This window comes from Stenotrophomonas sp. STM01, from assembly GCF_014852135.1.
GTDB lineage: Bacteria > Pseudomonadota > Gammaproteobacteria > Xanthomonadales > Xanthomonadaceae > Stenotrophomonas > Stenotrophomonas capsici.
This window is the reverse complement of sequence record NZ_JACVBA010000004.1, coordinates 15,313-34,816: the sequence shown is the minus strand read 5'-3', so window position 1 is coordinate 34,816 and position 19,504 is coordinate 15,313. Positions and strand designations below refer to the sequence as shown.

Annotated in this window: 14 protein-coding genes; 4 read left to right on the top strand and 10 right to left on the bottom strand. The window is 67.5% G+C overall.

Annotated elements, in window-relative coordinates:
• Positions 1 to 80: 80 nt before the first annotated feature.
• The 3 genes from IB227_RS16140 to IB227_RS16130 form a co-directional block, all read right to left on the bottom strand.
• Entirely contained in the window at positions 81 to 1,121 is a 1,041-nt protein-coding gene (locus tag IB227_RS16140; protein WP_192288229.1) for a WYL domain-containing protein, read from the bottom strand.
• Positions 1,122 to 1,198: 77 nt separating this feature from the next.
• The gene (locus tag IB227_RS16135; protein WP_192288228.1) at positions 1,199 to 1,951 is read right to left on the bottom strand and encodes a HEPN domain-containing protein; all 753 of its coding nucleotides are present in this window, start codon (positions 1,949 to 1,951) and stop codon (positions 1,199 to 1,201) included.
• Positions 1,952 to 2,328: 377 nt separating this feature from the next.
• Positions 2,329 to 3,495 carry an OsmC family protein gene (locus IB227_RS16130; RefSeq protein ID WP_192288227.1) on the bottom strand — a complete coding sequence of 389 codons (1,167 nt, stop codon included), beginning with the start codon at positions 3,493 to 3,495 and terminating at the stop codon, positions 2,329 to 2,331.
• A gap of 221 nt (positions 3,496 to 3,716) precedes the next feature.
• Here IB227_RS16130 and IB227_RS16125 point away from each other — a divergent pair, with 221 nt between their 5' ends.
• Positions 3,717 to 6,581: a TonB-dependent receptor gene (locus tag IB227_RS16125; protein ID WP_192288226.1), complete on the top strand. Its 2,865-nt coding sequence runs from the start codon at positions 3,717 to 3,719 to the stop codon at positions 6,579 to 6,581.
• A 42-nt stretch (positions 6,582 to 6,623) separates the two neighbouring features.
• Here IB227_RS16125 and IB227_RS16120 read toward each other — a convergent pair whose 3' ends face one another.
• The 5 genes from IB227_RS16120 to radC form a co-directional block, all read right to left on the bottom strand.
• On the bottom strand, positions 6,624 to 7,085 hold the full coding sequence (locus IB227_RS16120) for a hypothetical protein (RefSeq protein ID WP_192288225.1): 462 nt from the start codon (positions 7,083 to 7,085) through the stop codon (positions 6,624 to 6,626).
• A 56-nt stretch (positions 7,086 to 7,141) separates the two neighbouring features.
• A complete protein-coding gene (locus IB227_RS16115; RefSeq protein WP_192288224.1) occupies positions 7,142 to 7,894 on the bottom strand; it encodes an SDR family NAD(P)-dependent oxidoreductase in 753 nt (250 codons plus the stop codon).
• A 519-nt stretch (positions 7,895 to 8,413) separates the two neighbouring features.
• A complete protein-coding gene (locus IB227_RS16110) occupies positions 8,414 to 9,280 on the bottom strand; it encodes an SPOR domain-containing protein (RefSeq protein ID WP_192288223.1) in 867 nt (288 codons plus the stop codon).
• 20 nt (positions 9,281 to 9,300) lie between these two features.
• Positions 9,301 to 10,989, bottom strand: coding sequence for an arginine--tRNA ligase (argS, locus tag IB227_RS16105; RefSeq protein WP_192288222.1), 1,689 nt, complete (start codon positions 10,987 to 10,989; stop codon positions 9,301 to 9,303).
• Positions 10,990 to 11,101: 112 nt separating this feature from the next.
• Complete coding sequence (radC, locus tag IB227_RS16100; protein WP_192288221.1) at positions 11,102 to 11,776, bottom strand: DNA repair protein RadC; 675 nt, start codon at positions 11,774 to 11,776, stop codon at positions 11,102 to 11,104.
• Positions 11,777 to 11,872: 96 nt separating this feature from the next.
• Here radC and coaBC point away from each other — a divergent pair, with 96 nt between their 5' ends.
• Genes coaBC through IB227_RS16085 form a run of 3 tightly spaced genes read left to right on the top strand, consistent with a single transcriptional unit; the run spans position 11,873 to position 15,959 of the window.
• Complete coding sequence (gene coaBC, locus IB227_RS16095) at positions 11,873 to 13,126, top strand: bifunctional phosphopantothenoylcysteine decarboxylase/phosphopantothenate--cysteine ligase CoaBC (protein WP_192288220.1); 1,254 nt, start codon at positions 11,873 to 11,875, stop codon at positions 13,124 to 13,126.
• On the top strand, positions 13,123 to 13,596 hold the full coding sequence (gene dut / locus IB227_RS16090; protein WP_132862611.1) for a dUTP diphosphatase: 474 nt from the start codon (positions 13,123 to 13,125) through the stop codon (positions 13,594 to 13,596). Before coaBC ends, dut begins: the two co-directional genes overlap by 4 nt.
• A gap of 14 nt (positions 13,597 to 13,610) precedes the next feature.
• A complete protein-coding gene (locus tag IB227_RS16085; RefSeq protein ID WP_192288219.1) occupies positions 13,611 to 15,959 on the top strand; it encodes a phosphomannomutase/phosphoglucomutase in 2,349 nt (782 codons plus the stop codon).
• Between the two features lie 167 nt (positions 15,960 to 16,126).
• Here the strand turns inward: IB227_RS16085 and IB227_RS16080 are convergent, their stop codons facing one another.
• On the bottom strand, positions 16,127 to 16,834 hold the full coding sequence (locus tag IB227_RS16080) for a response regulator transcription factor (protein WP_132862613.1): 708 nt from the start codon (positions 16,832 to 16,834) through the stop codon (positions 16,127 to 16,129).
• Positions 16,827 to 19,487, bottom strand: coding sequence for a sensor histidine kinase KdpD (locus IB227_RS16075; RefSeq protein ID WP_192288218.1), 2,661 nt, complete (start codon positions 19,485 to 19,487; stop codon positions 16,827 to 16,829). Before IB227_RS16075 ends, IB227_RS16080 begins: the two co-directional genes overlap by 8 nt.
• Positions 19,488 to 19,504: the final 17 nt, after the last annotated feature.

The window sequence follows — 19,504 nt, the reverse complement described above, 5'->3', positions numbered from 1 at the left end:
CCTGTAATGAATTTATTCTATTTTGGATCATTAGGTGTCGCTGCTATTTTTTTTGCGTTGAGTAGTGGAAATGCCGGAGCTTATCTGGTGACGGTGATCTGTATGCTGGAAAGCGAATACATGGAATGCAGGGATTTGGAATTATTATTGATGGCTTTTTGCAGTGAGGCCGGTTCGTGAACAAGGATGCTTGCCCCCAAGCCTAGCACCCACCAAAGCGTCTCTTGGTCATCCGCCACGCGGACGCGCAGTCGCAGCCAATCGTTTTCGGGTAATGGATCCAGAGTTTGTTCTTCGCTGAGAGGGGTTTCCCGTAATATCCACGCGGTATCGGGATGCACATCCGCCACGAGCTCCACCATTCCCGTTCCCTGCCGTGGAGTAAATGCGGCGGTCGGCAGGTAGGCATCCATGTCGAAGTCGTCATCGCGTGTTGGATCGATCAATACTTCGGCACGCTGGATGCGGTGCAGGGCGAAGTGGCGCACATCGGTGTAGTCGCCGACGCTGGCGATCAGGTAACTGGCCGGGCCGCGTGATGCCAGGCCTTTCGGGTGCAGGGTCATGGTTTTGACCTCGCCCTTGACCCGGCTGAAGTAGTCCACCTGCAGCTGGCGTTGTTCGAGCAGGGCGGTGGCCACGCTTTCCCATACCTGGCCATCCACGCTGGCCGGCAGCAGGGTTTTGCCGTTGGGCAGGCTGCGCACACGTTGCGCCCAGCGGGTGAGGGGGTTGTGCTGCAACGACTGCAGGTGGTTGCGGGCGGTGGCGAACTGGGGTTCCAGCAAGGCCAGTACGCCAGGAGGCAGCAGGTGTTTGAGGTGACCTTCGGCAAGATTCATCGCCAGTGCGGCGGCGGTGTCTGTGGCTGGCAGGGTGATCTGCGCCTGGCTGTCGAAACTCCAGCGAAGCGTTTGGCCGTCGTTCTGGCTGATCAACGGGAAACGGGTGCTGAGTTTCTCGCCCAGGTCGCGTTGCAGGGTACGTGCGGTGACCGAAAAGCCGCGCTGCTCAAGGGCCGTCTTGAGTTCCTGCACGGAAGCACTTTTGGGATAGCGCGGAATCAATCCAAGCAAGACGAGACTGCGGACGAGGGGGTCTTTGGGGTCATTTCTGGACATGGCGTTTGCAGGCAATCCGTCTGGAGTTGCAAGGGGCCGTTGCGCTGGAGGGCGTATGGCGTGGCAGAAAGCCGACGTTAGTCAGTTGTCGCGACGGTTCCTGTCGCGGTTGCGGGGCCTTGCAGGAAGGGGGCTGGATTGGCAGGTGATGTGCCGACTTGCGCTGCGCTGGTGTACTCGGGCAGGACCGGGTAGGCGATGGCGTCGTTTTCAAATGCATCGGCTTCCATCATCACGCTGATAATGATGGGCATCAGGGCCCCTAGCAGCCCGCAACCATCGCGAAGTTGCTGGCGATTCACCGAACTGTTCCAGGTGGCACCGCCGTGAACCAATTGATTGCGTAACACGTACAGGCGACTGAGCACGATCGTCAGCAGGTCGGTGGTCCGTTTTCCGAGCAGCGCGTCCATGGCGGTCCTGCGGTCGCTATCGAATTGCTCTTTCCAGCGCTCGCTGGAATCGTGATCACGCAGTGCCCTCCAGAACGGAGCGAACACGTAGCGGTTGTCGATCAGCAGCCGGATGTGACCGGTGAAGTGTTCGAACAACAAGGTATGGAGGTGCTGCTCGGTATCGGCACTGACGAGGCGGGAAACAAAATTGGCCACGCGCTTCTGTTCGCTGGACTCCTCGTCGAACTCGCCCGCATACGCTGCGTTGAGGGAGATCCAAAGATGAATGAATCGCGTGTCATCATCATTCTCGTTGGCTTCGGAACGACGCAGCCAACTGATCGAGCGATGCAGGCGGGTTGCCATCGCCTGACTCTGCGCCTCCCGGATGTGCCGATGGCGCTGACGCAATGCTGCAGCGGTGATGACTTCCATGTTGTAGCGCCCCTCCCGTCCCTGTTGCTATGCATCCGCAGTGCCGTTCCTCGGCGCCGCCCTCTGCGCGTGAAGGTGACGTCAAAAACATCAATTGGCAATATGCCTCTTATCGGCTGGGACAAGCAGATATTTAGAGGTAGGTAAGCGGCTGATTTTGTGGTTCTTTTGGCTGTGATTCGCTAGTTGGTGGATGTCGGGCGCGGTGTGCCGGAATGCCGCAATTAATCTCATGTGCTCTCGCTCTATGGCATTTGATCATTGCTCGAAGCTCCCACTCCAGAGCGTGGGGCGTTTTCGTTTCCGGCATTTACCAAAAAGAAAACGGCGGCTCGCGCCGCCGTTCGTATTGCATCGTGATGTCGGCGCGATGCAGTTCAGCCGCCCTTGTAGGCGCCGTGGACGATGCTGCCTTCCAACGTCTGCTCATCCTTGACCAGGTTGTACAGCGGGCAGGTTTCCTCGACCGCGTCGCGCAGTGCCAGGATCTCCTGTTCCGACGCCGGCGATTCGATCCGTGCGGTGTAGCGGATGTTGTGGAAGCGCGCCGGGCCACTCACGTTCTTGCCAAAACGCGGGCTGAGTTCGGCGTCGGCGGTGACTTCCAGCGAATCCAGCAGCACGTTGCGCGCACCGGCCTGCACTTCAAAGATATGCGTGGGGCAGGTGGTGGTGACGCCGATCAGGTGCTCCTCGGCGGTCGGTGCCAACCCATAGCCGAGCAGGCCCGGCGCGCTGTCGTGCAGCTGCAGGTGGTAGCCGTCCTTGCCGATGAACACCTGGCGAAGGCCGGTATGCGGCTCGACGTGGGCGCGTGCGACCAGCGTTTCGGCGGCGGCCGGTTTGCCGGACGCTGCTTCGCGTTGCTTGGCCAGCACGGCCGGGCGCTTCTCCTGGGTGATGAAGTCGCGCAGTCCCGGCGGCAGGCTCGGGTCACGCGTGGCTGGGGTCTGGATGTACTCGACCTCGATGCGGCTGATCGGCTGCGCCTGCGTCACCAGGTTGATGGCCGAGGACTTCTCGTGGACGCTGCGCTTGAGTGCCTGCAGTTGCGCATCGGTGGCCGGCGAGTCGATGTAGGCCACGTAGGAAAGGTTGTTCGGGTAGCTCAGGTTGGCGCTCTTGCGCTTGGGGATGCTGGTGAACACCACGTCCAGGCCATCGATCGGGATGTTCGCCGCCGCGGCCTGCACCAGGTACTCGTCGGCGATGGCGCTGGACAGCACGCCCACCAGCGAATCCCACGAGCCCGCGCCCAGGTTGTAGCCGGCGTAGTCGCGGCCACTGTCACTGAGGTACTGGAAGGTGCCGGTCGGCCCGATGCGCAGGCGGCGCACGCCCGAACGGCTTTCGGCGGTGACCTTGGTGTGGATGGCGGTCGGCACGCCATCCTGCGCCGATTGCGCCTGGATGGCGGCTTTCTTCTCGACCAGGTAGTCGCGCAATGGCGTGCTCGACTGCGCCGCCGATGCCGGTGGCAGCAGCAAGGCCGTGGACAGCACGGTGGCAGTGAGGGCAAGGAACAACGGACGTGCGATGGACATGACAGGCAGGACTCCGCAGCGGGCCGGATGGCCGGAAGACTGCCGACTTTCCGCGTTCTGATGAATACGCGGAAATAGCCGATGGCGATGCTGTTATTACCGCCGACACCCGCGGTTGGCTGATACCGCCGACCGCAGGCACTCATGCGATGCGGTCATTATTCAGCGTGTGAACGAATTCCTAGCATCTGTCGCTCAGCCCGATCAGAGGAAGTGTACGGATGCAGTCCCAGCACGAGCGTCATCGCAAGACCTTCAGTCCCGTTGTCGCGGGGTGCAATCGTCGCCTTCCCGCACGCTCCGCGCTTGCCTGCGTGATCGTCGCTGCACTGGCCGGCGCGTTGTCGCCGTCGCAGGCACATGCGCAATCGGCCGATCAACTGCAGCGCGAGAACGCGCAGTTGAAGGCGGAGATCGCGCGCCTGCGCCAGGCGGCCGGCCTTCCGCCGGAAACCGGCACCACGCCGCCGCCAAGTGTGGTGGTGCAGCCACTGGGCGAGCCTGCAGCGTCCGCGCGCGCTGCCGCCGCGCCGGGCGTGGGCGATGCAGCGCTGCTGGATGCGGTGATCGTCAAGAGCGAGCAGATCAAGCAGCAGGCCGCGTCGATCTCGGCGGTTACCGGCGAGGAGCTGGAGAAGTTCCACGTCAACAACTTCCGCGACATCGTCAATCGCATCGGCAACGTGCGCACCTCGTGGCAAAACCCGAACACCGCCTCGATCTTCGTGCGCGGTGTGGGTTGGGCCGCCGGTGCCGGCGTGCTGGAGCCCAGCGTCGGCGTCAGCGTGGACGGTGTGGGTCACGGCATCAATGCGATCTCCGCGTTGAGCAACTACCTGGACATCGAGTCGGTGCAGGTGGTGCGTGGGCCCAACGGTACCGAAGGCGGTCGCGCGGCCAACGTGGGGCGCGTGGAAATCACCACCCGCAAACCGAGCTTCACCCCGGAAGCGCGCGCGGCGATCACGCTGGGCGAACGCAACACCACCATCGCCACAGCGGTGGTGGGTGGTGCCATCATCGACCAGAAGCTGGCCTACCGCCTGAGCGTGAACCGCGAGGCGGCCGATGGTCCGTTCGACAATGCCAACGACACGCACTACAGCTGGCGCAATACCGACCGCACCAACGTGCGTGCGCAGCTGCTGTTCACGCCGAACGATCGCCTTGAAGCGAACCTGTCGGTGGATGTCACCCCGAAGGGCCGCGAGATCTGCGAGAACTGCTTCTGGTTCAACACCAAGACGCCAGCCACCTACGACTGGACCAATCCGGTCACCGGCCAGCCGGGGCAGGTGAACTACGCCGAGGATGTGTTCGGCAAGCTGCAGCGGCGCTGGTTCGCGCAGAACCCGAACTACACCATCGACGACTACTACCGCCCGCACGTCAACACCATCGGCGAGTACCCGAACACCTACAAGACCGCCGGTGTCACCGCCAACATCGCCTACAAGCTCAGCGACGCGACCACGTTGACCTCGATCACCGGCTGGCGCGACTACGACTTCTCGCAGGGGGCGGGCTCGCATACCGGCTTCGAGTGGTTGCGTGCCCCGCGCGGCACCCAGACCCGCTTCGAGCAGCTCAGCCAGGAGCTGCGCGTGGACAGCCAGTTGAGCGACGGCCTGAGCCTGCGTGCCGGCGGTTTCTATTTCCACGGCAAGTTCCCCAACTACAGCCAGACGGAGCGCTACGGCACCGATGCCGGCGCCTACTACGCCAACGCCGCGCAGTACGCGGTGCTTGATCCGATCAATCCGGCACTGCCCAATGCGGTGGATGCCGCCGGCCGGCTGCTGCTGTTCAACTCCACCTATGGGTTGGTCACCCAGCGCAAGGAGCGTTACGACAACAAGACGCTGGCGGCGTACTCCAACCTCAAGTGGGAGGTCAGCGACGATTTCAGCGTCAACGCGGGCCTGCGTGTCAGCCGCGAGACCCGCAACACCCGCGCCGGCAGCGCCATCCTGGCCGACGGCTTTGCCGGGGAGCTGAATCCGGCCAAGGTCAACAACGTCGTCTACAACGGCTTCGCCAACGATGCATCCGGCAACCTCGCCGCGGGCAACAACGCGGCGCAGCTGGCGCTGGCCGACCTGGTCGCACAGAAGTACTTCGGCGTGGCCACCTACGGCGCGCTGAGCACCAGGCAACGCCAGCAGGTGGCCGCAGCCAAGGCGATCCGCGCCGGCCGCATCGGCAGCTCCTACCTGGAGGTTGCCGCGCCGGAGTACCAGGAGACGCTGTTCAGCGGCGTGCTCGGTGCGAACTACCGCATCAACGACGCGTTGACCGTGTACGGCTCGTACCGCTATGGCGAAAAGCCGGGCATCACCCAGATCGTCGGTACCACCGCGCTGGGCGGGAAGTCGGTGCCGGCCAAGGCCGAGTCCACCCAGGCCTGGGAGCTGGGCTTCAAGTCGCTGCTGCTCGATGACAAGCTCTCGCTGGCCGGTACCGTGTTCCTGCAGGACATCGACGACTACATCCAGAACACCTTCGTCTACGACGAAGTGCAGACCGCACTGAACAACGACGGCAAGCCGGCCTACGTGGCCGCGCTCGGCAACGTGCCCAAGGTGCGCACCCGCGGCCTGGAACTGGACGTGGCCTACTTCGGCATCCCGTACACCACGCTGCGCTTCTCCGGTGCATACACGGACGCGACTTACCGCTCGTTCCCGCGCGCGCCGAACCCGGCCGAGCTGGGTGGCGGCAATCCGGCCGGCCCGTACTACGACGCCAGCGGCAAGACCCTGCCGGGCGCGCCGAAGGTCAGTGGCAACCTGTTCGCCGATTTCTCGTACCCGTTGGGGCAGGTGTGGGCGCTGCAGTCCAACCTGAACTACAACTACCAGAGCAGCTATTACACCGACACGCTGCTGTCGCGCTACGCCAAGACCGATCCGCTGGGCACCACCGATTTCTCGATCGGCCTGGGCCGCCAGGATGGCCGCTTCGCGATCAGCCTGGTGGCCAGGAACCTGTTCGACCAGGACACCGGCGTGCCGCTGACCTGGAACTCGTACAAGCCGGGCATTCCGCGCTGGCTGGGCGTGACCGTGCAGGCGTCGCTGTACTGAGGCGCAGGAAGGCATCGCCGGCCAGGCTGGCCCGTTGAGGGGTCAGCTGGCCGGCTTGAGGTCCACGCCTTCCATCGCCTGTTCAACGCTGTCCGCGTTGCAGCGCACGGTGGCGACGTGGCGACCATTGACCTCCACGTTCACGCCGGCCTGCACTTCGTGCTCGTCGGTCATGCGGTCCACGCTCCAGAACACGTCATAGACCGTGTTGCCGTTGGGCACGTTGATCGAATAGGAGATCGCCCGCCCGATGCCTTCCCATTGCCAGGTGGAGGCCTCTTCGCGGCGCACCTTCAGCTGCATTTCCGGGGGCCGTCCGGGCTTGCCGAAGGTGTAGTGCAGCGTATCGCCCGCATCGCACAGCAGCACCTGCTTGCCGTTGGTGGTGTTGCAGGTGAACAGCGGTGTTTCGGCTGCGGCGCAGGTGTTGCTGGCCGCGGCCGGCATGGCGGTGAATGCGGCGGTCAGGGCCAGTGCCGCGACGGCATGTCCGTGGCGTTCCATCTCGCTGCGTCTCCTTGTCTGTGGATGCGTGGTCCGCACGACCGCCGCTGTGGTGGTCAGACCTGTCGCGCGACCTGGAAGCCGGCGAAGGACTGGCTGACCGGCATCAGTTCCAGGCGGTTGATGTTCAGGTGCGTCGGCAGCGTGGCCACCCAGAAAACCTGCTCGGCGATGTCGGCAGCCGTCATCGGGTCGGCCCCCTTGTACAACTGGTCCGACGCGGCCTGGTTGCCGTGCGTGCGCACCAGGGTGAATTCGGTTTCGGCCATGCCCGGTTCGATCGCGGTCACGCGCACGCCGGTGCCGTGCAGGTCCGAGCGCAGGCCCAGCGAGAACTGGCTCACGAAGGCCTTGGTGCCGCCGTAGGCATTGCCGCCCGGGTACGGGTAGATGGCGGCGGTGGAACTGATGTTGATGATCGCGCCGCGGCGTTCGATCAGCTTCGGCAGCAGCGCATGGGTCAGCGTGACCAGCGCGGTGATGTTGGTGTCGATCATGGTGCGCCAGTCGTCCAGGCTGGCGTGCTGGGCCGCGGCGGTGCCCTGGGCGAGGCCGGCGTTGTTGACCAGCAGGTCGATGTCACGGAAGCCGGCCGGCAATGCCGCCAGCGCCGCCTGCATGGCCGCGCTGTCGCGGATGTCGAACACCGCCGCATGCACGGTGCCGGAACCGAATTCGTCGACCAGCGGCTGCAGGCGCTCGGCACGGCGACCGGTGACGATCACCTTCCAGCCGGCCGATGCGAAGCGACGTGCGGTGGCGGCGCCGAAGCCGGAAGTGGCACCGGTGATCAATGCAGTCTTGGACATTGCGGAATCCTTGGGGCAGGGATTTTGATTTTCGCACTTTGCGGTGGTGCGGGTGTGGGGAGGTCGCCGCCTCAAGCAAAGGGCCAAAGCCAAAGCGCCCCCTCATCCCAACCCTTCTCCCGCAGGCGGGAGAAGGGCTAAAGCCAAGAGCCAAGAGCCAAGAGCCAAAGCACCCCTCCCCAACCCTCCCCTGCGCCTGCGGCGCAAGGGAGGGTTGGGGAGGGGTGCTCTTTGCAGGTAAATCAACGTCGCAAAAAGATTGAATTTCGAGCAGGCGCGCACTCAAAGCCCCGGGTGCGCTCCGCTTACCCGGGCTACAACGGCACAAACAAAAAGCCCCAACACCAAAGCGATGTCAGGGCCTGAATGTTCGAAGGGCTCTTCAAGTGATCTGTCAGTCGCAACAGCCCCCTTGAGTCAAGAAGGGGGCGCGCCGACAGGCGCGGGGATTTGGAGAAGAGGGGCACGGGGGCCAAAGTTTGTTTCACAAACTTTGGGGTGAAGCCGCCGTAGGCGACTTCACTGCGCCTTGATCGCCATCGCCTGCAGTCCGCTGCCGTCGAGCTTGGACTTGGCCTCGGCCAGTTCGCTGGCGGTGCCGTACGGTCCCATGCGCACGCGGTACACGGTGTTGCCGTTGATCTGCGCCGATTCCACGCGCGCGGCCAGGCCCATCATCGCCAGCTTGGCCTTGGTGGCTTCGGCCTCGCCGGAAGCGCCGAACGCGCCGGCCTGCAGGATGTAGCGCACGTTCTCGCTGGCTGCCGCAGGTGCGGCGGCGGCCGGTGCCGGGGTTGCCGCGGCGGGCCGGGTAGCGGGCTGGGCGGAGGCGACCTGGGCCGGGCGGGCCGGCGTGGTTTCGGCCACCGGCGTCGGCTGGCGCGGTGTTTCGCTGACCGGCGCCGGCAGGGCGGCGGTGGCCGGCAGCGGGCGACCTTCCAGCGCGGCCTGCGCACGCTGCGCCTCGGTCGGCGGGGTGGCGCTGGCCGCTGCGGCGGCACGCGCAGCCGCGGCACGGCGCTGTTCCTCGGCCTTGGCACTGGCCGCCAGCTCGGCGTCGGACATCTGCACTTCGGTGCCCGGCAGCAGGTTGTAGAACTCGTACTGCGTGGCAGGCTTGTCTTCCGGCTTGGTGGCCGCCTGCGCGGCCGGCCGTGGCACATCCACGCCCGCATCGACGTCGGCATCGGCGACCGGCGCCGGCTGCGCGTCCGGGTTGGGTTGCGGGCCTACCCGCAGGAAGCCGTCGCCGTCCTTCTTGAACAGGTTCGGGGCCGCCAGGAACACCACGGCAGCGATCGCCGCACCGGCGACCAGCCACACCCACCCGGGCGTGCCGTTGCCGCTGTTGCGTCGTGCCTGTGTCTTGCCGCGTCGTGCTGCCATTTCTACTGCGTCTCCTTGACTTACATCTTTTCCGGGGCGCTCACGCCCAGGATGCCCAGACCATTGGCCAGCACCTGACGGGCCGCGCAGGCCAGCGTCAGCTTGGCGTTGCGCGAGGCCCCGTCGTCCACCAGCACCGGCGTCCCGTGATACCACGTGTGGAAAGCGTGCGCCAATTCACGCAGGTACTGCGCGACCTGGTGCGGTTCCAGCGCGGCGCCGGCGGCTTCCACCACTTCCGGGTAACGCGAGATTTCGTTCATCAGTTCCAGCGACAGCTCGTCGCCGAGCAGCGACAGCGCGGCCAGGCCGTCGGCCTGCTTGTAGTCCAGGCCCTTCTCCTGGGCCTGGCGCAGCAGCGAGCAGACCCGGGCATGCGCGTACTGCACGTAGAACACCGGGTTGTCGTTGCTCTGCTGGCGGGCCAGGTCGATGTCGAAGGTCAGCTGCGAGTCCGGCTTGCGCGCGATCAGGAACCAGCGCACCGCGTCGCTGCCCACTTCCTCGATCAGGTCGCGCAGCGTCAGGTAGCTGCCGGCACGCTTGGACAGCTTCACTTCCTCGCCGCCGCGCATCACCGTGACCATCTGGTGCAGCACGTACTCCGGCCAGCCCTGGGGGATGCCCAGGTCCAGCGCCTGCAGGCCGGCGCGCACGCGCGCCAGCGAGCCGTGGTGGTCGGCGCCCAGCTCGGTGATGGCGCGCTCGTAGCCGCGCTGCCACTTGCTCAGGTGGTAGGCCACGTCCGGCAGGAAGTAGGTGAAGGTGCCGTCGGACTTGCGCATCACGCGGTCCTTGTCGTCACCGAAATCGGTGGAGCGCAGCCACAGCGCGCCGCCTTCCTCGTAGGTGTGGCCGGAGCTGATCAGCTGGTTGACGGTCTCGGCGACCTTGCCGTCCTTGTACAGCGAGCTTTCCAGGAAGTAGATGTCGAAATCCACCCCGAACGCGGCCAGGTCCAGGTTCTGCTCGTTGCGCAGGTAGGCCACGGCGAAGCGGCGGATGGACTCGATGTCCTCGGCGTCCTTGGTGCCGACCACCTGGCTGCCTTCCAGCTCGACCGTCTGGCCGAGCAGGTAGGCCTTGGCCACGTCACCGATGTAGTCGCCGTTGTAGGCGTCGGCCGGCCACTGTGCGTCGCCCGGCTTGAAGCCGCGCGCGCGCGCCTGCACCGATTTGGCGAGGTTCTCGATCTGAACGCCGGCGTCGTTGTAGTAGAACTCGCGCTTGGCGTTCCAGCCGTTGGCTTCCAGCACGCGGGCGATGCAGTCGCCGATCGCGCCGGCGCGGCCGTGGCCGACGTGCAGCGGGCCGGTCGGGTTGGCCGAGACGTATTCCACGCCGACCGAGCGGCCGTTGCCGCTCAGGTTGCGGCCGTAGTCGGCGCCTTCCTTGAGCACGCTGACCACTTCGCGCTGGTAAGCCACCGGCGCGAGCTTGAAGTTGATGAAGCCCGGGCCGGCGATCTCGACCTTGGCGATGTCATCGCTGGCGGGCATGGCCTCGACCAGCGCCTGGGCCAGTGCGCGCGGGTTGCTGCGCGCGGCCTTGGCCAGCAGCATCGCGGCATTGGTGGCGAAGTCGCCGTGTTCGCGGGTCTTGGGTCGCTCGACCACGAATTCCGGCGGCAGGGTGTCGGCAGGCAAGGTGCCGTTGGCGCGCAAGGCTTCGATGCCTTGGCCGATGAGGGCGCGGAGTTGGGGTTTCACGTGGACTATCTGCTTGAAGCGCGGAACTGACCATTTTACCCGACCTGTGGGTCAACCGCCCCCGGATCGCCGCAGGTGGGGGTCAGGATTGTCAAAACCGCGTTGACGGGCTTCACATCCAGCCACGCGCGGCCAATGACACCGGCGGGCCGTCACCGACCACGAAATGGTCCAGCAGGCGCACCTCCACCAGCGCCAGCGCCTGTCGCAGGCACCGGGTGAGGGCGCGGTCGGCCGCCGAGGGCTCGGGGTCGCCGGAGGGGTGGTTGTGGCCGACGATCACCGCCGCGGCGTTGTGGGCCAGGGCCCGCCGGACCAGCTCGCGCGGATGGACCTGGGCGCTGTCGAGGGTGCCGCTGAACAGCTCCTCGAAGGCCAGCGCCCGGTGCCGGGTGTCCAGGAACAATGCGGCAAACACCTCCTGCGTATGGTGGCGCAGGCGCTGGGCGAAGTAGCGGCCGGCCGCGTCGGGGTCGCTCAGCAGCGTGCCGCGCTCCAGCGCCGTGGCCAGGTGGCGGCGGCCCAGTTCCAGCGCGGCATTCAGCTTGCAGGCGCGGGCCGGGCCGAGCCCGCGCAGGCGTGCCAGCGCGGCCGGTTCACGGTCCAGCAGGGCCCGCAGCGAGCCCTGCGCCTGCAGCAGTTCACGCGCGGTCTGCACCGCATCACGGCCAGGCAACCCGGAGCCCAGGAAAATGGCCAGCAGTTCGGCATCGGACAACGCGCCGGCACCGCGTGCCAGCAGCTTCTCGCGGGGGCGTTCGGCGCGTGGCCAGTCACGAATGTGCATGCCGGCAGGTTGGGTGTTGATGAGCAAAAGGTGGATCGGCCCGGAGATACCCTTCGGTTAAGCTAATCGTTCTTGTGCAGCTAGGAATTTCCACTCGTGACCAGCGTTTCCCCGAGTACCCCGGCGTCCTTGCGGCCGCTGGAAGGACAGAAGCTGCTGTTGTGCGTCGGTGGCGGCATTGCCGCCTACAAATCATTGGAACTGGTGCGCCGCCTGCGTGACGCCGGGGCCACCGTGCAGGTGGCCATGACCGCCGGGGCGCAGCAGTTCGTCACCCCGCTGAGCTTCCAGGCGTTGTCCGGCCATCCCACCCGCACCACGCTGTGGGACAGCGCGGCCGAGCAGGCCATGGGCCACATCGAACTGGCGCGCTGGGCCGACCGCATCGTGATCGCGCCGGCCACCGCCGACCTGCTGGCGCGGCTGGCGCATGGCAACGCCGATGACCTGGTGACCACGCTGTGCCTGGCCACCACCGCGCCGCTGACGGTCTGCCCGGCGATGAACCACCGCATGTGGCTGCACCCGGCCACGCAGGCCAACATCAGCCTGCTGCGCGCGCGCGGCGTGCAGGTGATCGGTCCGGAAGACGGCCCGCTCGCCGAGGGCGAATCCGGACCGGGCCGCCTGAGCGAGGCGCAGGCCATCGTCAGCGCGCTGGCGGCCAACCTGGCCGCACCGGCGGCGGCCGTGCCCGGCCGCCTGAACGGGACCCGGGTGCTGATCAGCGCCGGCCCGACCTATGAAGACCTGGACCCGGTGCGCTACGTCGGCAACCGCTCCAGCGGCAAGATGGGCTATGCGCTGGCCGCCGCGGCCGCCCGCCAGGGCGCGCAGGTGGTGCTGGTCAGCGGCCCGGTGCAGCTGCCCACGCCGGCCGGCGTGGAGCGCATCGACGTGCGTTCGGCCGCGCAGATGCGCGAGGCGGTGCTGTCGGCGTTGCCGGCGGATATCTACATCGGCGCCGCCGCGGTGGCCGACTACACCCCGCGCCAGGTGTCGCCGCAGAAACTGAAGAAGACCGCCGGCAGCCAGACCCTGGTGCTGGAGCTGGTCCGCACCGCCGACATCCTGGCCGAAGTGGCCGCGCAGGAGCAGGCGCTGAAGCTGGTGGTCGGGTTTGCCGCCGAAACCCACGACGTGGAGAAGTACGCCCGTGGCAAGCTGGCCGACAAGCACCTGGACCTGATCATCGCCAACCAGGTCGGCGTCGCCGGCGGTGGCTTCGAGAGTGACCAGAACGCGGCCACCGCCTACTGGAACGGTGGCCAGCGCGAGTTCCCCGGCACCGCCAAGACCCAACTGGCAGAACAACTGCTGGACCTGATCGCGGAGAGACTGGACGCATGAGCAACCCCAACGCATTGCAGCCCCTGCAGGTAAAGCTGCTGGACCCCCGTTTCGGCGATGCATGGCCGTTGCCGGCCTACGCCACCGAAGCCAGCGCCGGCATGGACCTGCGCGCGGCCATCGAGGCGCCGCTGGCGCTGGCACCGGGTGACGCGGCGCTGCTGCCCAGCGGCATCGCCATCCACATCGCCGACCCGGGCCTGTGCGCGGTGGTGCTGCCGCGCTCCGGGCTGGGCCACCGCCACGGCATCGTGCTGGGCAACGGTACCGGGCTGATCGATGCCGACTACCAGGGCCCGCTGCTGATCAGCGTGTGGAACCGCGGCCGCGAAGCCTTCACCATCGAGCCCGGCGACCGTATCGCGCAGCTGGTGGTGATGCCGATTGCACGCGTGAGCCTGCAGGTAGTGGATACTTTCATCGACAGCGCACGTGGAGCGGGTGGATTCGGCCACACCGGGGTGCGCTGACAGGGGAAAACACGATGAGCCAAGGGAAAGAAGGGCGCCCGCGCATCGCGCTGGGCCGTTCAACACCGCTGCTTGCGGTGCTGGTGCTGCTGTTGGCCGGCCTGTTCGGCTGGAGCGCGGTGAACCAGTGGCTGCAATCCGATACCGGCACGGCGCTGGAGCAGTCGCGCGACCAGGCGGTGGCGGGCGTACAGAAGGCGCTGGACGGGCAGACCCGGCAGTTCGCCAGCCAGCTGCAGCTGGAACCGGTGAAGGCCGCCCTGGCCGGCGGCGACGCCCAGGCCAGCGCGCTGGCCATTCGCGACAAGTGGAACGGCGTCGAAGACGCCGTGGTGCTGGATTCGACCCTGATGGAGGCCTACGCCGATCCGGCCGCCTTCGGCTATGCGCGGCTGTCGCTGCTGGAACTGGCCCTGGCCGAAGGCAAGCCGGTGGCGCGCGTGGTGCGCGACGGCGGTGCGCCGCGGTTGGGCCTGGCCGCACCGGTGCGGCTGGGCGAGCGCGAGGCGGTGGTGTACATCCGCCAGCCGTTGAACCGCCTGACCTCGGTCTTCGACACGATCGACGCGCCGGGCAGTGCCTTCCTCGGCCTGCGCCAGGGCGGCTTCACCATCGTCGCCAAGGGCAACACAGGGCTGGGTGGTGGTGCCGATGCACTGGCCCGCCCGGTAGGCGAGACCGGCCTGCGCGTGGTGGCCGAACTGCCGGACATCGGTGAAGGCCCGATGGGGCTGGGCATGGTCGCCTGCGCGGTGGTGGCGGTGCTGCTGCTGGCGCTGGCCGTGCTGATGCTGGTGGGGCGCAAGCGCTTGAAGCTGCCGGCCCTGCGCCGCACCACCGAGGTGGTCGACGACAACACGATGACCCTGCAGCAGGCGCTGGAGCAGGAACCCCTGCCGGTGGCCGCGGCCACCTCCGCGCGTGCCGCCGGCGAGGACGCGCCGGCGCGTCCGGAGCCGGGCGCCGAGGCGGTGGTGCCGGGCATCTTCCGTGCCTACGACATCCGTGGCGTGGTCGGCACCGAGCTGACCGGCAACGTCGCCACCCTGATCGGCCAGGCCATCGGCAGCGAAATGCAGGCCCAGGGCCTGCGTGAGGTGGTGGTGGGCCGCGATGGCCGCCTGTCCGGGCCGGAGCTGGCCGATGGCCTGATCGAGGGCCTGCGCCGCGCCGGCTGCGATGTCATCGACATCGGCATGGCACCGACGCCGGTGGTCTACTTCGCCAGCTACCACCTGCGCGCGGGCAGCTGCGTGGCGGTGACCGGCAGCCACAACCCGCCGGACTACAACGGCTTCAAGATCGTCATCGGCGGGGAAACCCTGTCCGGTGACGCGATCACCGCGCTGTACACGCGCATCCAGGAAGGCCAGCTCAAGCGTGCCGACGCGCCGGGCAACCTGTCCGAGCGCGAGGTCATCAACGATTACGTGCAGCGCATCGCCGATGACGTGCAGTTGGACCGCCCGCTCAAGGTGGTGGCCGACGCCGGCAACGGCGTGGCCGGTGCGGTCGCCCCGCAGCTGCTGGAGGCCATTGGTGCCGAGGTCATCCCGTTGTACTGCGACGTGGATGGCACCTTCCCCAACCACCACCCCGATCCGAGCGACCCGCACAACCTCGAGGACCTGGTGCAGATGGTCAAGCGTTTCGACGCGGACCTCGGCGTGGCCTTCGACGGTGACGGCGACCGCCTGGGCGTGGTCACCCGCGAAGGCAAGGTGATCTTCGCCGACCGCCTGCTGATGCTGTTCGCCGCCGACGTGCTGATGCGCAACCCCGGCGCGATGGTGCTGTACGACGTCAAGTGCACCGGCAAGCTAGCCGACTGCATCCTGCGCAACGGCGGCAGCCCGATGATGTGGAAGACCGGGCATTCGCTGATGAAGGCGAAGATGCGCGAGACCGATGCCGAGCTGGCCGGCGAGATGAGCGGCCACTTCTTCTTCAAGGAGCGCTGGTACGGTTTTGATGACGGCCTGTACTCGGCCGCGCGCCTGCTGGAGATCCTGGCCCAGCGCGAGGAATCGCCGGAGGAGGTGTTCGCCGAGCTGCCGGATGCGATCTCCACCCCGGAGCTGAAGGTGCCGGTGGAAGAGGGCACCCAGCATGCGCAGGTGGCGCTGTTCGTCGCTGCCGCGCAGCTGGAGGAATCCCCGTTCGCCGCTGCGCGGTTGTCCACCATCGACGGCCTGCGTGCCGACTTCAACGATGGCTGGGGCCTGGTGCGTGCTTCCAACACCACGCCGGTGCTGGTGCTGCGCTTCGAAGGCGACAGCGAGGCGGCGCTGGAGCGGATCAAGGGCGTGTTCCGCACGCAGTTGCAGCAGATCCTGCCGGAAGGCACCGAACTGGGCTTCTGACCGGCCCGGTGTGTCGCCAAGAAGGCCGTCCGCGCGCTGTGCGGGCGGCCTTCGCGTTTGCAGGAGCGCCCTGGGGCGCGAAGCCGATGCCCTCCGCACCCACGAAATGCTGCGTCATCGGCGAGATGGCCCGCTTCGCGCCCGAAGGCGCTCCTGCCGGCGGCGGCTCACGCGCCGCCGAAGCGCAGGCCCACGCCCGGTTCGGTGAACAGGTAACGCGACTGCAGCGCCGAGTCACCCAGCTTGTGGCGCAGGCGGCCGACCAGGATGCGCAGGTAATGCGTGTCGTGCTTGTGGGTCGGGCCCCAGATTTCCTGCAGGATCTGCGGCTGCGTCACCACCCGCCCGCTGTTGCGCAACAGCAGCGCCAGCAGTGCGTACTCCTTGCGCGTCAACGCCACCGCCTCACCGTCGATGCGCACCTCGCGGCGCGCCAGGTCGATGTGCAGGTGACCATCGTCGAACACCGGTACCTGGCCTTCGCTGTCGGTGCTGCGGCTGCGCAGCAGGGCACGCACGCGCGCCATCAGCTCCTGCGTGCCGAATGGCTTGGTGACGTAGTCGTTGGCACCGTTGTCCAGCGCCCGTACCTTCTCGGCCTCGCCGGCGCGCACGCTGAGCATGATCACCGGCACCTGGCTCCACTGCCGCAGTTCGGCCAGCACGTCGTGGCCCTCCATGTCGGGCAGGCCGATGTCCAGCACCACCAGGTCGGCGCCTTCGTTGGTCAGTTGCTGCAGGCCCTCGCTGCCGGTGGCGGCCTGGCTGACCGCGTAGCCCTGGGCGCGCAGCGAGATGTCGAGGAAGCGGCGGATCTGCACTTCATCGTCGATCACCAGCACGCGTGCCGGCGGAATGGCGGGAGCTTCAGCCATTGTCGGGCGCGGGGTCCGGTTGCGGGGTGAGCAGGGGCAGGGTCATGCGCACCAGCGTACCGCGTCCGTCGCGCCCCGGCAGCGCCTCGACTTGGCCGCCATGCGCGCCGATCATGCCCTGGCAGATGGTCAGGCCCAGGCCGGTGCCCTGGCGGCCGCGGTCACCGCGTTCCACGCTGTAGAACATGTCGAAGATGCGCGTGCGCTCGGCATCGGGGATGCCCGGGCCTTCGTCGATCACCTCGATGCGCAGCATGCTGTCCTGCTGGCGCGCACGCACCTGCACGGGAACGCCGGGCGGGGAGAACTTGGCGGCGTTCTCCATCACGTTGAACACCGCCTGCTCGACCAGCGCCGGATGTACCCAGATCGGTGCAAGGTCGGCCGGGATATCCAGGCTGAGCCGCACCTCGGGCTGGTAGCGCTGCAGGCGCCGCGCCGCCGAGCCGATCAGTTCGTCCACGCCGATCCAGTCGCGGTTGAGCTTCAGCCCGTCGTGGCCAAGCCGGGTCATGTCCAGCAGGTTCTGGATGTAGCGGTCCAGGCGCTCGCCCTCGACCACGATGGTGTCGAGCAGCGCACGGCGATCGACCGCATCCATGGCTTCGGCGTAGTTGGACAGGCTGTCGGCCGAACCGATCATGGCCGCCAGCGGCGAGCGCAGGTCGTGCGACACCGAGGACAGCAGCGCCGAGCGCAGGCGTTCGGTCTCGTTGTGCAGGTGGGCGGTTTCCAGCTCGGTGACCAGTTGGGTGCGCAGCGCGGCCTGGGCGATGTCGTCGGCCATGGCCTCGGCCAGCTGCCGTTGTTCCGGTGCCAGGCGTGGGTGCTGCCGGCCGAACTGCAGGCCGGCCACGCCGATGGCACGGCCTTCGCCGTCGAGCAGCGGCAGGAACCACCAGTCGGCGCCGGCCAGCGTGTCGGTGTAGCGGCCGGCCGGCTGGCCATGCCGCAGCGCCCAGTCGGCCGCGGCCAGGTCGGTGTCGCCGGGCGCGGCACTGCCGCTGGTGCTGGTATCGCCAGCCAACCGCACCCAGGCCGGCGCATCCAGTGCCTGTTCCAGCGCGGCGCGCCCGGCGTGCGCGACCTGCGCGTTGTCGGCGGCACCGGCCAGCTGCCGGCCCAGCGCCTGGCGCAGCGTGGCGTGGCGGTTGGCCGCGCGCAGTGCCACCACCTGCATGCGCAGCCGCGAGGCCAGGCGGCCGGCGACCAGCGCCGCGGCCAGGAACAGGAACACGGTGATCACGCCCTGGCGTGCACTGATGGCGAAGGTGAAGCGCGGGGCGATGAAGAAGAAGTTGTAGGCCAGGAAGCACAGCGTCGCGGCCAGTACCGCCGCGCTCATGCGCGTGCGTGCGGCGACCAGCACCACCGCGACGATGAACACCATCGCCAGGTCGCTCAGGCCGATCCAGCGTTCGCCCAGCCACGCCGCGATGCAGGCCACGGCAGTGGCCAGCACCGCCAGCCCGGCGTCCTTGGCCCAGCTTCCGGTATCCAGCGACAGCCCCACCCGGCGTGCACGGGCGCGGGCCTGCGGGGTGCTGATGATGGTGATCTCGTAATGCGCGCCGCGTTGGATCAGCTGTTGGGTCAGGGTCTGGTTGAACAGCCGCGCCAACGGTCGTTCGCGGGTGCGGCCCAGCACCAGCGAGGACACCGCGTTGTGCGCGGCGTAGTCCAGCAGCGCGTCGGCGATGCCGGGCCCGTGCAGCAGTTCGGCTTCGCCGCCAAGGCGGCGCGCCAGCGCGAAGGCGGCATCGATCTCGCGGCCGGTAGCTTCGTCCTGGCGCCGGTGCTGCACGGTCACCACCGTCCACGGCGCATCGCGGCGCTCGGCGATGCGCCGCGCGACGCGCACCAGGTATTCGCTCTGGCCGCCACCGTCGATGGCCACCAGTACCCGTCGCCGCAGCGGCAGGTTGCCTTCGCCACGCGCGGCGCGGGTCTCGCGCAGGCTGCTGTCCACGCGGTCGGCGGCCTCCTGCATCGCCAGTTCGCGCAGCGCGGTGAGGTTGGCCGGCGAGAAGAACGCCTGCAGTGCCTGCGCGGCCTGTTCGGGCACGTAGACCTTGCCCTGCTGCAGGCGCTCGATCAGCTCGCGCGGCGGCAGGTCGACCAGCACGATGTCGTGCAGGCGGTCGAACACCCCGTCCGGCACGGTTTCGCTGACGCGCACGCCGGTGATGCGCATCACCACGTCGTTGAGGCTTTCCAGGTGCTGGATGTTGAGGGTGGTCCAGACGTCGATGCCGGCGTCGAGCAGCTCCATCACATCCTGCCAGCGCCGCTCGTGGCGGCTGCCGGGGGCGTTGCGGTGGGCCAGCTCGTCGACCAGCACCAGCGCCGGGTGCCGGGCCAGCACCGCGTCCAGGTCCATCTCCTGCAACCGATGGCCGTGGTAGTCCACCTGCTGCAGCGGAATGACCGGCAGGCCGTCCAGCAGCGCGGCGGTATCGCCGCGGCCGTGCGTCTCGACCAGCCCCACGGCCACGTCGACGCCGCGCCGCAGTTGTTCCTGGGCGCGGGTGAGCATGCGGAAGGTCTTGCCGACGCCGGGGGCGGCGCCGAGGAAGACCGTCAGCTTGCCGCCGGCATCGCGTTGCAGGCCTTCCACCAGAGCGTCGGCCTGGCGGCTGCGGGTGTCGTTCATGGCCGCGATTGTGCGCC

Excerpts from the sequence above, each read along its gene's own strand:
- IB227_RS16140 (WP_192288229.1), bottom strand. The coding sequence starts at position 1,121 with ATGTCCAGAAATGACCCCAAAGACCCCCTCGTCCGCAGTCTCGTCTTG.
- IB227_RS16135 (WP_192288228.1), bottom strand. The coding sequence starts at position 1,951 with ATGGAAGTCATCACCGCTGCAGCATTGCGTCAGCGCCATCGGCACATC.
- IB227_RS16130 (WP_192288227.1), bottom strand. The coding sequence starts at position 3,495 with ATGTCCATCGCACGTCCGTTGTTCCTTGCCCTCACTGCCACCGTGCTG.
- IB227_RS16125 (WP_192288226.1), top strand. The coding sequence starts at position 3,717 with ATGCAGTCCCAGCACGAGCGTCATCGCAAGACCTTCAGTCCCGTTGTC.
- IB227_RS16120 (WP_192288225.1), bottom strand. The coding sequence starts at position 7,085 with ATGGAACGCCACGGACATGCCGTCGCGGCACTGGCCCTGACCGCCGCA.
- IB227_RS16115 (WP_192288224.1), bottom strand. The coding sequence starts at position 7,894 with ATGTCCAAGACTGCATTGATCACCGGTGCCACTTCCGGCTTCGGCGCC.
- IB227_RS16110 (WP_192288223.1), bottom strand. The coding sequence starts at position 9,280 with ATGGCAGCACGACGCGGCAAGACACAGGCACGACGCAACAGCGGCAAC.
- radC (WP_192288221.1), bottom strand. The coding sequence starts at position 11,776 with ATGCACATTCGTGACTGGCCACGCGCCGAACGCCCCCGCGAGAAGCTG.
- dut (WP_132862611.1), top strand. The coding sequence starts at position 13,123 with ATGAGCAACCCCAACGCATTGCAGCCCCTGCAGGTAAAGCTGCTGGAC.
- IB227_RS16085 (WP_192288219.1), top strand. The coding sequence starts at position 13,611 with ATGAGCCAAGGGAAAGAAGGGCGCCCGCGCATCGCGCTGGGCCGTTCA.
- IB227_RS16080 (WP_132862613.1), bottom strand. The coding sequence starts at position 16,834 with ATGGCTGAAGCTCCCGCCATTCCGCCGGCACGCGTGCTGGTGATCGAC.
- IB227_RS16075 (WP_192288218.1), bottom strand. The coding sequence starts at position 19,487 with ATGAACGACACCCGCAGCCGCCAGGCCGACGCTCTGGTGGAAGGCCTG.